The organism is Parvularcula maris (assembly GCF_024505085.1).
Classification (GTDB): Bacteria; Pseudomonadota; Alphaproteobacteria; order Caulobacterales; family Parvularculaceae; genus Parvularcula; species Parvularcula maris.
In genome coordinates this window covers 27,631-40,011 of the sequence record NZ_JANIBC010000020.1, presented here as the reverse complement: position 1 = coordinate 40,011, position 12,381 = coordinate 27,631, and the positions used below count along the sequence as shown (strand labels likewise).

General features: G+C 61.5%; 15 protein-coding genes and 1 pseudogene. 4 read left to right on the top strand and 12 right to left on the bottom strand.

Going from position 1 to position 12,381, the window contains the following annotated elements; translation table 11 throughout:
- Positions 1-790: pseudogene (locus NOG11_RS14140) on the top strand (hypothetical protein); the annotation flags it as partial.
- A complete protein-coding gene (locus NOG11_RS14135; RefSeq protein ID WP_256620451.1) occupies positions 781-1,200 on the top strand; it encodes a hypothetical protein in 420 nt (139 codons plus the stop codon). The pseudogene NOG11_RS14140 and the gene NOG11_RS14135, both read left to right, overlap by 10 nt.
- Before the next feature lie 75 nt (positions 1,201-1,275).
- Here the strand turns inward: NOG11_RS14135 and NOG11_RS14130 are convergent, their stop codons facing one another.
- Complete coding sequence (locus tag NOG11_RS14130) at positions 1,276-1,890, bottom strand: tyrosine-type recombinase/integrase (protein ID WP_256620449.1); 615 nt, start codon at positions 1,888-1,890, stop codon at positions 1,276-1,278.
- A 22-nt stretch (positions 1,891-1,912) separates the two neighbouring features.
- On the opposite strand from NOG11_RS14130, the gene NOG11_RS14125 reads away from it, so the two are divergent.
- Positions 1,913-2,068, top strand: a complete 156-nt coding sequence (locus NOG11_RS14125) for a hypothetical protein (protein WP_256620448.1) — start codon at positions 1,913-1,915, stop codon at positions 2,066-2,068.
- A gap of 46 nt (positions 2,069-2,114) precedes the next feature.
- Here NOG11_RS14125 and NOG11_RS14120 read toward each other — a convergent pair whose 3' ends face one another.
- The 3 genes from NOG11_RS14120 to NOG11_RS14110 form a co-directional block, all read right to left on the bottom strand.
- Positions 2,115-3,194 carry a winged helix-turn-helix domain-containing protein gene (locus NOG11_RS14120; protein ID WP_256620446.1) on the bottom strand — a complete coding sequence of 360 codons (1,080 nt, stop codon included), beginning with the start codon at positions 3,192-3,194 and terminating at the stop codon, positions 2,115-2,117.
- Positions 3,195-3,408: 214 nt separating this feature from the next.
- Positions 3,409-5,388 (bottom strand): type IV secretion system DNA-binding domain-containing protein, encoded by a 1,980-nt coding sequence (locus tag NOG11_RS14115; protein ID WP_256620445.1) that lies wholly within the window; start codon positions 5,386-5,388, stop codon positions 3,409-3,411.
- The gene (locus tag NOG11_RS14110) at positions 5,388-5,687 is read right to left on the bottom strand and encodes a hypothetical protein (protein WP_256620443.1); all 300 of its coding nucleotides are present in this window, start codon (positions 5,685-5,687) and stop codon (positions 5,388-5,390) included. The genes NOG11_RS14115 and NOG11_RS14110 overlap by 1 nt, the downstream gene beginning before the upstream one ends.
- Before the next feature lie 429 nt (positions 5,688-6,116).
- Here NOG11_RS14110 and NOG11_RS14105 point away from each other — a divergent pair, with 429 nt between their 5' ends.
- On the top strand, positions 6,117-6,443 hold the full coding sequence (locus tag NOG11_RS14105) for a DUF6437 family protein (protein WP_256620442.1): 327 nt from the start codon (positions 6,117-6,119) through the stop codon (positions 6,441-6,443).
- A 241-nt stretch (positions 6,444-6,684) separates the two neighbouring features.
- Here NOG11_RS14105 and NOG11_RS14100 read toward each other — a convergent pair whose 3' ends face one another.
- The 8 genes from NOG11_RS14100 to NOG11_RS14065 form a co-directional block, all read right to left on the bottom strand.
- The gene (locus NOG11_RS14100) at positions 6,685-6,852 is read right to left on the bottom strand and encodes a type II toxin -antitoxin system TacA 1-like antitoxin (protein ID WP_256620441.1); all 168 of its coding nucleotides are present in this window, start codon (positions 6,850-6,852) and stop codon (positions 6,685-6,687) included.
- Between the two features lie 191 nt (positions 6,853-7,043).
- Positions 7,044-7,247 carry a hypothetical protein gene (locus NOG11_RS14095; protein WP_256620440.1) on the bottom strand — a complete coding sequence of 68 codons (204 nt, stop codon included), beginning with the start codon at positions 7,245-7,247 and terminating at the stop codon, positions 7,044-7,046.
- Between the two features lie 422 nt (positions 7,248-7,669).
- Positions 7,670-8,530, bottom strand: a complete 861-nt coding sequence (locus tag NOG11_RS14090; RefSeq protein ID WP_256620439.1) for a nucleotidyl transferase AbiEii/AbiGii toxin family protein — start codon at positions 8,528-8,530, stop codon at positions 7,670-7,672.
- Positions 8,527-9,195, bottom strand: a complete 669-nt coding sequence (locus NOG11_RS14085; protein WP_256620437.1) for a type IV toxin-antitoxin system AbiEi family antitoxin domain-containing protein — start codon at positions 9,193-9,195, stop codon at positions 8,527-8,529. The genes NOG11_RS14090 and NOG11_RS14085 overlap by 4 nt, the downstream gene beginning before the upstream one ends.
- A 129-nt stretch (positions 9,196-9,324) precedes the next feature.
- Entirely contained in the window at positions 9,325-9,741 is a 417-nt protein-coding gene (locus NOG11_RS14080; RefSeq protein ID WP_256620436.1) for a DUF2958 domain-containing protein, read from the bottom strand.
- Positions 9,742-9,800: 59 nt separating this feature from the next.
- Positions 9,801-10,130 carry a DUF736 domain-containing protein gene (locus NOG11_RS14075; RefSeq protein WP_256620434.1) on the bottom strand — a complete coding sequence of 110 codons (330 nt, stop codon included), beginning with the start codon at positions 10,128-10,130 and terminating at the stop codon, positions 9,801-9,803.
- Positions 10,131-10,682: 552 nt separating this feature from the next.
- A complete protein-coding gene (locus NOG11_RS14070) occupies positions 10,683-11,174 on the bottom strand; it encodes a hypothetical protein (protein ID WP_256620433.1) in 492 nt (163 codons plus the stop codon).
- A complete protein-coding gene (locus NOG11_RS14065) occupies positions 11,171-11,896 on the bottom strand; it encodes a hypothetical protein (protein ID WP_256620432.1) in 726 nt (241 codons plus the stop codon). Before NOG11_RS14065 ends, NOG11_RS14070 begins: the two co-directional genes overlap by 4 nt.
- Positions 11,897-12,381 lie beyond the last annotated feature (485 nt).

Sequence of the window (12,381 nt, the reverse complement as noted above, 5' to 3'; positions counted from 1 at the left end):
CGACGGGCTGAACTGGTACGCCTATGTCGGCGGGGACGCGGTGAATAAAACAGACCCGACAGGTACTGTTAAATGCACTGGATCGCGCATCGAGCGAGATGATTGTTCTAGTTTTCCCGGTACAGATGCAAACGGAAATTATCTCGCCGGAGAAATTTGGGGATCTGGCGGCGGGAGTAGCGGCCCTCGGGGCGGAAGAACCAATGGAGGAAACAGGAGCGCAAATGTAGCTTACTGTGATGGTAACGGTTCTATTTGTACTGATCCCGTCCAGGTAGCAACACGCTCGGCATGGGTAGATTGTTTCAGATCAGGCGCAACAACAGCTGGCTTAACCGCCAATTGGTTTTTAGGGCGTGGTCCGAGTGCTTACTATTATAACGGTGACCATACGATAACAAGAGATCTTGCTTCGTCTCATAGAATGGATCAATTAAGGTGCGAGTTCTCCAAAAAATTAGACGATGGATTGGGTTCAACCTATACGAATTTTCGTGGTGAATTCGGTGCGGGATTATTCGGAACCTATAAATCAGAATACTTCGAAGCTAATACATTCGGCGAACATTTTGTCGGATCATTCACTGGGTCCGCCTATGTACACAATGGTCAAGCCCATTACACCTTATTTAACCGCTCGAGCTTCCGATCATTTGCGTACGGCGTAGCTCCAGCGTGGGGTAGGAGTTCAGGAGGCTTTCTCGGGACAGGTATGCACGCCCCCATGAGCAATATTGAGCAATACTTTTCTTGGAGTGAGCCTGTGCCTAATGGGAGTACATGTCGATGATATCAAGGCTTTTATTCTTATCGCTGCTGGCTTGTGCGTCCTGTTCTTTGAATGTGGAGCGGGATGAGATTATAACTACTTATCGAGGAGAGCACTCTGGTGTCGAACTAACGCTCAAGCTTGTTGATGACGGAAGCTATATCTATGAGGTTGGCAGTGAAAAGATAAGTAGTGAGTGGCGATATGATGCAAGTTTTGCATACTGCAACGGAGTTGCGGTCGGCCTTCTTCAGTTCAAAGAATTTGCCTTCAGTAATAATTACTATAGTAATAGAGCTGGGGGCGATAGCCCTTTTGATAGGTCAGGTGGGTATAGACCTGTATGCATAGAGAAAGGTCCGCTTGGTGGTCTCTACATTGTGTGGGATGAAGAATTATACATTACCCTGAAAGAGGTAGAAAAAAGCTGACTTTTGGGATGCGTTTTTATTATGTACTTCGGCAATATAAGTGATTAGCATAAATAGGAATGGTTATAGACGGTCTTAAATGCCGATCTTCTCCACCTCGCTCAAGCTGATCTGATCCGATCTTCGGTCGTACATTCGTGTTGTCTTGGGGTCGGCATGTCCGGCCATCTGCTGGGCGAGCTCTAAGCGTGCATCGGGGTTGGAGAGGTAGGCGGTGATGCCGGTGCCTCGGAAGGTGTGGTTGCCCAACATGGAGGCGTTCTCCAGCCCGGCGTCCTTGGCACGGCGTTTGATCATCCGCAGGGCTTCGGAGCGCTGGAGGCGGTTCACGGTGAGCTGGCCGGTGCGTCCGCGCAGGGTGCGGAAGAAGGGGCCGTCCTGGATGCCTGCCGCCTCGATATAGGCACGTAAATAGTCTTCCAGATTGTGGTGGCAGGGCATCTCATGGTGCTTGCCGCCTTTCTCGGTAAGGCGCAGCCAGAGGCGGTGGTGCATAGGGAAGACATCGCTCCGGTCCATGGCAAAGCAGGCGGAGACGCGAGCGAAAGCGTAGGTCATGACGCCGATCACGGCCCGGTCCCGAAGGCCTGGTAGGCGGCTTGTATCGATCGAGCGGATCAGGGTGCGTGCGTCGTCTGCGAAGAGGATGGGGGTCTTGCCTTTCACCTGGGAGTGACGCGGACCGCGCACCTATGAAAGGTGGTCGCAAGACTTGCAGCGCAACAACTACGCCGCACGCAAGGGCTATGTCGATGGCTATCAGGATGAGATCAACGAGCTACATGCTTGGGTTGTGCTGGCGCAAGCTTCTTGGGCCGAGTTCCAAACGGCCCTGGGACTGCAAGAATTGGCTACAGGAGACTTCTGAGCTTTCTCTTATTTCCGCTTCTGCGCCGACCCAGTCGAAGACGGCCTCAGCTGTTCAGCCCAGTGATGTCGTTTACGGACACAAAGCGCGCCAAGCGTTCAAGCTCGGATCGGAGTTTGGCCTCTCGCGTTTCTGTCCACTTGACGCCGGGCTCAGGCCAAAGGTTGAGAACGTTCAGCCTGCCAATCTTTCGATCGGCCTTGACCTCGATCCGACCCACGAAGCGGTCACCTTCGAGGAGGGGGTAGACGTAGTAGCTCCACCGGCGCTTCGCGGCGGGGACGAACATCTCGACCGTATACTCGAACCCGAACAGGCGCAGGAGCCGGGCGCGGTCCCGGATCACCGGGTCGAACGGATTGAGGATACGCAGCCGACTGGTCGGCGTGGGAACGGTGTCTAGCCTGGTCTCGATATCGCTCGGCGCGAGGGCTGTTCTCCGATAGCCGTCGGCGCCTTCGATCTCTACGGGGACGAGATTACCGGCGTTCGAGGCTGCCCATTCCTTGGCCTCGTCGTTGCCGACCGCGTCCCAGAACTTCGCGATGTCACCTTCGGTTCCGAACGCCAGGCGGTCGAGGGCGCCGCGGCACAGCCAGTCGACCTGCTTCGCGTCCGACTTCTCCTGCTCGCGAAACCGCTCGGGGATCACGCGCTCTGTCAGATCGTAGAACTTGGTGAAGTTCTCGCGGCGCGAGGTAGAGAGTTCTCCTGCGTACCAGAGGTAGTCCAGGGCGAGCTTGTGCGGCGGTCGCGACCACATCTTCTTCGCACCCTGAATCTTGGTATCGAAGTCCTTGGTACAGAGGGGCCCTTCGGACCGGATCCGGTCCTTGATCGCCTCGCGGCCCTCGAAGGGCAGCATGACCTTGTGCCACTCCCAGCCGCGGACTTTCTCCTCGAGACGTCGGAACTGACGTCCCCAGAAGGGATAGAAGTCCATCGGGATGACGGAGGCATCGTGGGTGAAGTGCTCGAAGACGCGGCGCTGCCCGGTCATGTGCTCGCCGAGCATGCCTTCGCGGTAGTTCTGGTTGCGACTCCAGAGGATGTAGTGATGGGCCCGAGCGACGACCTGGATCGTGTCGAGCTGGACGAAGCCGAGCCGCTCGATGATTCTGTCCAAGTCCAGCGGGCCGGTCGGTGTTCCGGACAGGCCCTGGGCATGGAGCCACAGCCGCCGGGCCGACCGGTTGGGGATGCGCAGTCGGGCCTCCACCTGGTTGCACGAGCGATGGGCAGCGGAACGGATGGACGAGCCATGCCGGACCTTCGGAACGGACAGTTGCCCCTGTCAAACCTCGCAGGTCGCGGAACGGCTCGTCTGTTCCCTCGCTGCTTCACAGCTCAGCATCCCAGCTGGGGAACGTCCGCTCTTTCTCCTTCGGCCGTTCGGTTGGGTCAGACTTCTCGTCGGTTCTGTCAGCACCAGCCGTCGAAAGGCCCGTCAGATCGTCGCTTTCAACCTCGCCATGAGAAAAGAGGTCCGGCCCGTCATCCGAGCGCTTCGGCTTCGACATTTTTGAGCTCTTCGCAGACCCCGACCGAGTGACCAGTAGCCCGTCCGACGGTCTCGGTTCGAAGGCCGATGCGATATCCTCTCGAATGACCAACGGCACCTCAACCTTCGCCAGGGGGAAGCCTTCGGGCAGCTTCAGGAAGCCCTCGAGGGAGCGCAGGTTCATGATCTCCTCCGGGATGACGAGGTGTTCGATCTTCTCCTGACGGGCGACCATTACACCATCGCGGATGGTGTTGGCACCGAAGGAGACGTTCTCGTTGGACCGAGAGCTTTCCTGCCGACCAAGGAAGTCAGCGTACCACTTCGCCGTATCTGCATCGGCCGCCGCGAGAATGAGCTTCGTTCGGCAGACGGAGGACAGGGATTGCGCGCCATCGGGCCCGTAGATCTGCCTGAGCTGAGACTGAGCCTGGATGCCGAGAACGAAGGCCGCGCCGAACTGTCGCCCCCTAGCGAGACCGTCCATGATCGAGGGCAGGAACTGGAGCGCGGCGACCTCATCGAGGATGAACCAGACCCGCCGGAACTGATCGCGCGGGCGGGACATGAGCGCCCTGACGGCAGTGTCCATCCAGACCGTGAGAAGGGGCTTCAGGGTCTCGTGCATGTCCGCTCTGGAAGACAAGAAAAGGGTGCTTCCGACCTCGTCGTTTTCAACCCATTCGGTGATCGAGAAGGGCGGCCCTTCCGCCGGAAGCAGCCGCAACCCATCGAGATAGGTGTTCAGCATCATCCGCACCGAGTTGGTCATCTTTGGGCTGTCCGGGGAGATGATCGGGGCGGCCGGTGTGCCCTCGAAGAAGGTGCCGAGATGGTCGAGGTCGGCAGTCAGAAGCGTATCGACCAGGTCCTTGTTGGTCGACTTGCCGTCGCCGACCAGGAGCTGCGCCGCGGTCGAGAAGACGAGCCTCGCCGAGTCCGCCCAAACGGGATCGCCGTGCAGCCCCCGCGGGATCATAGCCGAGGCGATGGCGTCGAACCCGGCCTTCGATGTTGCCTCGCCAAACACGGACCAGTTCGGCGAGCGGGAATCGAGGGGGTTGAGGATCGTGTCCGTGCCATCGCGGTAGAAGGGGGCGATGAACCCGCCGGTCAGGTCGAAGACGACGGCGCGGTCTCCCGCCTCCCGGATCTCCTCCATGAGGGCCGCGATAGCCTGGGTCTTCCCTGACCCGATGGTGCCGGAGATGGCGGTATGCTGCACCTCCGATCCAGCGGGGTAGGGGACCCCCGCTAGTGAGTAGACTGGCCTCTTTCGTAGGGCTTCGACCTTCCGCCGCCGCTCGCGGTTGTGGGCCGTGACCGCCGCTTTGAGCGCGCTCGCGCTGGTCATCGCGGCGCCTCGTTTGACATTGGTCCGGGTGAGCGACCCGCCCCGCTGGAGGAACAGAATGACGAGGAGGAGGAAGAGACCGCCGCCGCTTCCCGCGCCGAGCGTCGACCAGAAGAGTGCGGTCTTCCGGAACGCCTTTTCGTGCGCCGCGACCCCTTCATGGGTTAGGATCGTCTCGATGGTGAAGGGTGCCACCTCCCCCGATCCGGTCCGCATGTTGAGTTCGGTATCGAGAGGCGCGCGGGCGATGCGATAGAGCCCCGCCTCGTAGAGCTTCGTGGCGTAGTGGCGCTCCTGCCAGGTCGTGTTCGCCATGGTCCCGGTGTAGGCGATCACGCCCATGAACACCGCCATGGCCGCTGCCAGGAAGCCGATCACCTGACCGAACATGCGCAGCGTGTGGAGGGTGACCTGACCGCCGCGAAGGAAGGTCTTGAACGGTCCGTTCGCGTTCTTGGTCGTCATCATACCACCTCCTGGAGACCGGAGAGACGGGCCGCTTTCCGCTTCGAACAAAGCCGCTCGATGGCGTGGTCCAGCTCCTCGTCGCGGTCCGACCGGCTGAAGAGCTGCTCCATGCCGGCACGGATGATGAGGAGGTCTTCGGCGAGCCGGTCGGGGGAGACGAGGTCGTCGCGAAGGACCGTCTGGACGATCTTCTTGGCCATGAGGTTGGCGGCGATACCGCGCTCTTTGGCAGCCTTCTCAAGGGCCCAGGCGTCTTTTTTGCCGAGGCGGAACTGGTAGCGGGCGCAATCGGTCATGACCGGCCTCCTGCGTTGAAACGCACCTCAGGCCACTCGGTCGAAAATCGGCCCTCTGACCAATCGGTGCATCGACGGCGCGCTAGGGCTACAGGCTGTATCCGCCGTGTGCCGTATAGATATTGGTGATCACGATGTATCGGATACCGATGTCCGAACGGAGCCGATTTTGCGGACGAGCCCTCAAACCCAGGCATAGACTGGCTTTGCCGCCCCTCGGCACCCTGTGCGTTGTGTGTGATCAGGCCAGTGGGGCCCCCTGGCCGTTCTCGGCAGGCCCGTCGCTTTCTCTTTCCGGACGGATCGGCCCCTCGGCGAAGGAAGGATTGCAGCTCTTTCGGACAGGACAGTTTGGATCGTCCTTGTAGCCCGCGAAGGGAGCTGTTCGATCCTTCAGAGTGGGACCTATCGACCAGAAAGGACCCGGCCGTGCCCGCGAAGAAGAACCCGATTGCCGAACTCGAAGCCCATCGTGCGAAGCAGGAAAGTCTCGCGAAGAAGGCGAAGCAGATCGAAGCCGATGCCGCCCAGCACCTCGGCAGGCTGGTGATGGCATCGAAGCTCCACGCCTGGAAGCTCGACGACTTGGCGAAGGTGCTGGCGAAGCTTTCGGAACTCGGTCCCGAAGAGAGCGTGCGGCGCATGTCGCGGAGTGAGGGTAGGGCATCGCCACCGAGTCGCGGCGACGATGCAAAGCCGCCCGTGACCGATAAGACTGAGGGGCCTGAACGGGAAGGCGCTGAAAACCAGTCTTGAAGGAACCGGCAGCGGTCAGGGCCGCCATGCGTCGGTAGAAAGTCCATGGGTTTGATCTCCTGAGGAGCGGAGATCGATCACCGGGCGAAAGCAGAACGAAGATAGAACGGAACGCCGTCGCCGTAAACCGTCAGTCGGACTCTGAAATCGCCTGCACGTCCTTCATCGCCAGAAATATCCGAGAAGGGTGGCTCGGAACACTCTCAACCCCGAACCCCCAACACCAAGCTTAGGGCATCTCTCAGTCGGCATGAACTACGCGGTTGCGGTAGGCTTGGACAGCCTCTCTGGCCTTCCAGGTCGGCTCAGGCGTTTTGTTGAGGGCCACGGCAAAGACAGCTGCGTCCTCCTCGGTCAGAGCGTGGCGTCGTTGCTCTTCGAGGACCCGCGTCGTTTCCTTGTTGAGCATCATCTCCCTCCGACTTTCAATGTCGTGCCGTACGAAACGCGTGGCAAGCTCCGCGTTTCTTACGAAGCTTCTTTCGTTTGAAATCACGGAATATGATTGCAGGCAGCAGTTGATATTCCCGGTTCCAGTGGAACCGCTTCACGACACCAAACACGACGACCCGGCAGCCGTCGCGTTCAGTTCGCAACCTCTCAGGCTGCCGTTCGCTGCTCTGCTTTCAACCGGTCCAACCTGGTAGCGAGAGCAGCCAGATGAGGGGTGTTCTGAACGCCGTAGCGGTCGAAGTCCGCCTCGCTCCGGCGGGCGAAACGTGTTGCGCTTACGAGCTCGGCTTCGGCAACGGCGATCTCCTCCTCCAAGCTGAACAAGGCTTTGGTTTCTACGATGTTGGTCATGGCGTCGGCTCCTTCTTCTGATCGACACCGCAGGCCGGAGCCGCACGGCGGTTCGGGTCCAGGACGCCCGAAGGGCGCCGCCATGCGGGCGGAACTTGTTGCCGGTCGGCGGGACCGAACCCCCGCCTTCCCGCGCAAGCCTCGGACGCGACCGGCAAGAAGTTTCGATCCTGGAGGCGGAGCGATCGGGCGGTGTAGGTTGGCGCGTTGTCGAAAGAGGGAAAGGGTTGGCGCGACCAGCGCCAACGCGGCGCGTCCGTCACGGACTGACGGACGCAGGGTTCAGCTCGGTGAGGCGCTCAGGGAGAGGAACCAGGCTGTGTCACATAGTAAGCTGGCGGCCTGAGCAACCACGTACTCCTTCGGTCTCGAACCACGACGAGAGCTGCTGGCCGAAGAGGGACCGTCTTTCGCGCGGCCAGTTAGTAAGGGCGGTTGGCGTCGAGCTTGCGAAGCTTGTCGAGAAAGAAGCGCTTACTCCAGAGATCCAGCGAAGCGGCCTGCGCGGGCTTGAGAAACCGCCTGACGTCCTCGGCCGCCGCGCTCCATTCGATCTCGGCGATCTTCTCGGTAAGAGCGGCAAGGAGCCAATCGGGATCGACTCGAAGACCCTCTTCTTCAGACCACGGGCCGAACTGAGAGAGCGCGACCTCAAGATGCGGCAGGTTGGGATAGACGCCGCGGGCGACGTACCAGGAGAAATCGAACCAGTCCCGTCCCTTGAGGAAGCCTCGGCACAGGAGGGCGTGGACCTTGAGCGCGAAGTTCGATGCCAGATCCTGGTGACGGACTTCGTGATCGAGGGGGAAATCCAGGAAGGTGACGTCCTCCCCCGAATAGAGCGGAGGTTCGACATCGATCTCGAGTTTGATCTTGATTTTCCGCCGCGGATCGCGGTCCGCGAACCCGAGATCGATCTGTTGGGCCACCGACGTGTCCTTGATCACCGCAGCCCTGATCCGAGCGTCCATCTTGCCGCGAGGCAGGGCTTCGGACTGAAGACCGAACTCGGCAAAGATGCCCAGCATCGGTTCGAGATAGCGGGACCAGTCAAAGTCTGGATCGGGACGGCGGAGCATGAAGTCGAGGTCTTCCGAGAACCGCGGAAGGCCGTGGAGAATGCGTAGGGAGGTCCCGCCCTGAAAAAGGCCGACGTCGAAGAAGCGCAATCGCCAGAGGGCGTAGAGCGCGATCTCCTGCAGGACCTCCTTGGTGGCGTGCTCCTCGTCCAGCGGGTTACTGATCCCGTAGGTCTTGAGCCGGTCCTTGATTAGTTCGATCATCGCTTCGTCCCCTTTAGATCAGCGACCGCCGTCCGGAGTTCGCGCAGGAAGAGGTTCGGGAGCTTCTGCTTGTAGACGGTCTTCAGGGCATCGAGGTCTTTCAGCCGGATGTTCCCGAGGTGCTGGAGCTCGATCCGCAAGCTCTCTACAAGCCATTCCAGTCCCTGCCAGGGTAGCTTCCGGCGCGCGACCAGATCCATCAGCGCGCGGTGCGGGCGAGCGAGAAGAGCGGTCTGACCGCCGATTTCGACACGGTCGACCTGCCGTAGGAAACCGTAGGGCTGAAGCGCAAGCGGGTAGAAGCCGAACCGTCCCATCGTCTCGTGGTCCCACTCGGAAGACTTTCGCCCCGGAGCGATGCTGGCGGTCTCGAAAACCGCTTCGGGAATCCAGCCATAGTGCGCGAGGGCGGTTTCGAGCGAGACGTAGCTGCCGGGCACGATGCCCTGCGCGACGGCAAAAGGATGGGGCGGGCTCGTTCGATAGTCGGGCGAAAGCGTGTAGAGGCCCCGCTTGATGCGGATCAGCGAGCCGTCTTTCAACGCTCGGTTGACGAGGCCGTAGCGGCGGCTGTCGCTGCCGCCCAGAAGACTTCGGAGCGAGCCCTCCGTCAGCAGCCGGTCGGCCTGTCTGGCGGTCCGAATAATTTCAGCGAGCGTCGACATAATTCTTGATACTTGCAATATGTGAAAGTTTCAAGAAATTCCTGCCTCGATTTATGAGATGGCGAGGCTTCGACGTGTCGTCACAAGGATGAAGCGGCGCATCCGAAGCCGCACCGCTTCACCGCTGGGTCAGGCCCAGAAGCCGCGGCAGCTTCTACCTTCGCCGCGCGCCTTCGCTTCCAGCACGTGGAGCGCACCGCGAAGTGCATCTTCGTTCTCGGTGATGCCCTCAGCCAGCCGTGCGGCCTCAGCATAGACCGTTAGGGAGCAGAGGGCGCGGAAGTGAAGGTCCCGCTCGACGCGAAGCCCAAAGGGCCCCTTCAGTGAGCGGAGTTCGGAGAGGCTGAGATAGCCAATCTCTGGGAAGCCGAGGCCAAGGTCACAAAGTCCGAAGGCGGTATTGTCGTCCTCCGGGTCGAGGCCGGTGAGTAGCCAGGTGGCCGCGCCCCAGGGGCAGAAGAGCTTGACGACAGGAAGATGATCTTTGGTGTCGTCGGCGAAGTTGGTGTGAAGCTGCGGGCGGTGTTCGTCGAGGATGAGTTCCATGGTGGGTATCCTTGGTCGGAAGGAGGGACGCCCGCCCCGATAAGAGGCGGGCGCGGGCCTCAGCCTTCGGGGTTCCAGATGATGGCGTAGACGGAGCTGTCGTCCTGTCCTGCCGCGGGGCCGAGATTGGCGTAGAGGCGCTTGGGTCCGAGCTCGGGGGCGGCGAAAGTCAGCGAGACGTAAGGCTTGCCGGAGTTCTTGCCGGTCCTCTTCCAGCCCGCCCCGATCTCGGTGCGCTCGTCGGTGAAGATGCGGAAGTCGGGCTGCTTGTCGCCGTCCTTCTCGCCGTTCGGGATCAGCTCAATGCCGCAGGCGATGGTGAGGGTCTTGAGCGAGCCCTTGTAGCTGTCCCGCTCGAGGTTGTGGGTGACGTAGCCGATGGCTGCCATGGTGGTGGTCTCCTTCTGTCCGTGGTCGGCGGGACCATCCCTGCCGACCGAGGCCCGAAAGGGGGCGGGCGGCAGGCGGACGAACCCCTCGGGGCCGCAGCGAAGCGGAGGACCGCCGGAGACCTAAAAACTGCTTCGCGATGGAATGGCTCCGCCGTCAGGCGAGCCACCGGAGTTTTTCGGGGGAGGGCGGTTTCGTGCGCCTGGCGTCTGCCCTAGGGCCTGGTCGTCAGTCGGAAGGGATGTTCTTCCGCGCACCACGCAGGAGACGGAAGGAGACCGCCGCCATGGCAGCGGATAAGGTGCCATCAGCGACTTCGTGCGGGACACGCGGGCGCGGCGCTTCGGACCTTCAGCTCGGCCATCGTGCGTGGTGTCTAAGGACGGCGATATGGCGATACTCCGCCCACTAAGCTTCTCACCAACGTTGCAGCGGTTCTGCGGCAGAAGCCGTCGGCCCGGCTCTGCGGGCGACTCGTCTAACCGACTTTCGTCGCTGCGCGTCGGACCCGCCGCGCTCCGCTCTCGGCGCGGCAGGACTGACAGCCTTCTTCAAGCGGTTTCTGGTAGCGAAGCTTCTGCTTCGGCCTCGCCTGCCTCCAGCGCGGGCGTCTCTTCTTCCGCTCTCTGAGCGAACCGCACGCTCTCCGGCAGCCACCCCGACGCCTTCGCGCGCCTTGCGGCCATTGGCACCAGATCCGCCTTCTTGGCACGCTCCAGCCCGGTCTCCTGGCTGCCCATCTCGGCTAAGGCCTCCGCAACGGCAGGGCGGCTGAGCTTCTGGAAGTACGCCTCGTCGGGCGTCCAGTGTCGGCGAAGGTCGCTGCCGAACCGCTCGGCGATGAGGCCCGCCGTTCTCCGCGCTGCATGGTCAGGCTGGTCGCTGCGGGCTTCGCTGAAGTCGAGGGATGCCGCAAGGCACAGGCTGCGAAGCTCACGGCGTTCCTCCTCAGTAAGAACCGCCACCATCGTGACCGTCTCGGCAAGGCTGTCACTCAGCCGCTCGGCGAAGTGCTCCTGCCGTTCGGCGAGCGCGTGGCTCACCGGCAGCTCCGACCCGTCCGAGGGATGGAAGCCGCTGATCGCCAGCTTGGTGCCCTGAAGCGTCCAGTGGCTGAAGGCGCTTCCGGCGAGGACGGCGGTGAGAAGGATGTCGGCCTCAGGCGGGTTCGCCGCCACATCGCGGGCGAGGGCTTGGGTGACGATCTCCATGCAGCGCTTGTGAACACCGTGGGTACAGAGGGCTTCTCCGCTTTCTTCACTTTGGTCTTGTCGTCGGCGCGCCTGACCAGACCCCGCACGATCTTCGCCTTGCCTCGATGGTCGAGGTGGACCACCACGCCGCCCTTGCCTTTGTCTTCATCGGTAAAGTCCGTATGCGCCTTGTCGATATCGTCCATGCGCGTTTCGATGGCCTCGACCTCTTCCCACTCTGCCCTGCTAAGGTCGTGGTTCTCCGGCTCGGTGCCTTCCGGGCTGTCGAGAAGGGTCTTGAGCCGCTCGGCCAGCCGGTCACGCTCCTCCTTTGCCTCGCCGGTCACCTCCCTTAGCTGCGGATGCACCCGGTAGCAGCTCTGGTGAAGGCTCGGGTCGAACTCGACCATGGCCAGGACCCAGGACCAGCCTTCGGGGCGTAGGCTGTCTGCGATCTCCTGCAGCTTTTTCTCTGCGAGGCGGGTCAGAAGGCCGTCATCGGCGAGGGTGTCACCCTCCTCGCCAAAGAGGTCACGGCGCACCTTGCCGCCCGCTTCTTCATAGGCGTCCACACCGACGAAGCGGGCGTTCGCGTTGATACTTGAACCGATGGCGTATCAACGCTCACTGTCCGTGGCGGGCATCTCGCCTTCTGTGAGGCCGCCTGATGGCGTGGGCTCCGATGTCGAAGCCGTGGGGCTCCAGTAGCGCCATCTGACGGTCGTGATCGTCGGTGAGGGCGAAGGCCTGTGCCTGCTCGATGGTGATCACGTCCCTAGCAAAGGCATCGAAGATCGGCGGCGCGAGCCGGGCCAGCTTCAGGCGCTTCTCCACTTCGCGCTCGGCAACCGAATAGGTCTTGGCGATTTTGGATACCGTCTTCCCATCCTCCAGAAGCCGCGCGAACTGCCGGTACTCCTCGGCGGGGTGGAAGCCGCGATGGGTGAGGCCAGCCGATAGCGAGGCCTGCCGGGCTTGATCCTTGCTGCCGAGCCGTACGGGAATGCCGTCGGTGCACTCCTTCGGCAGCCGGTCCTCTTTCGCAAGTTCCTTCAAG

Excerpts from the sequence above, each read along its gene's own strand:
- NOG11_RS14110 (WP_256620443.1), bottom strand. The coding sequence starts at position 5,687 with ATGACCGATTGCGCCCGCTACCAGTTCCGCCTCGGCAAAAAAGACGCC.
- NOG11_RS14090 (WP_256620439.1), bottom strand. The coding sequence starts at position 8,530 with ATGATCGAACTAATCAAGGACCGGCTCAAGACCTACGGGATCAGTAAC.
- NOG11_RS14100 (WP_256620441.1), bottom strand. The coding sequence starts at position 6,852 with ATGCTCAACAAGGAAACGACGCGGGTCCTCGAAGAGCAACGACGCCAC.
- NOG11_RS14080 (WP_256620436.1), bottom strand. The coding sequence starts at position 9,741 with ATGGAACTCATCCTCGACGAACACCGCCCGCAGCTTCACACCAACTTC.
- NOG11_RS14115 (WP_256620445.1), bottom strand. The coding sequence starts at position 5,388 with ATGACGACCAAGAACGCGAACGGACCGTTCAAGACCTTCCTTCGCGGC.
- NOG11_RS14085 (WP_256620437.1), bottom strand. The coding sequence starts at position 9,195 with ATGTCGACGCTCGCTGAAATTATTCGGACCGCCAGACAGGCCGACCGG.
- NOG11_RS14135 (WP_256620451.1), top strand. The coding sequence starts at position 781 with ATGTCGATGATATCAAGGCTTTTATTCTTATCGCTGCTGGCTTGTGCG.
- NOG11_RS14095 (WP_256620440.1), bottom strand. The coding sequence starts at position 7,247 with ATGACCAACATCGTAGAAACCAAAGCCTTGTTCAGCTTGGAGGAGGAG.
- NOG11_RS14075 (WP_256620434.1), bottom strand. The coding sequence starts at position 10,130 with ATGGCAGCCATCGGCTACGTCACCCACAACCTCGAGCGGGACAGCTAC.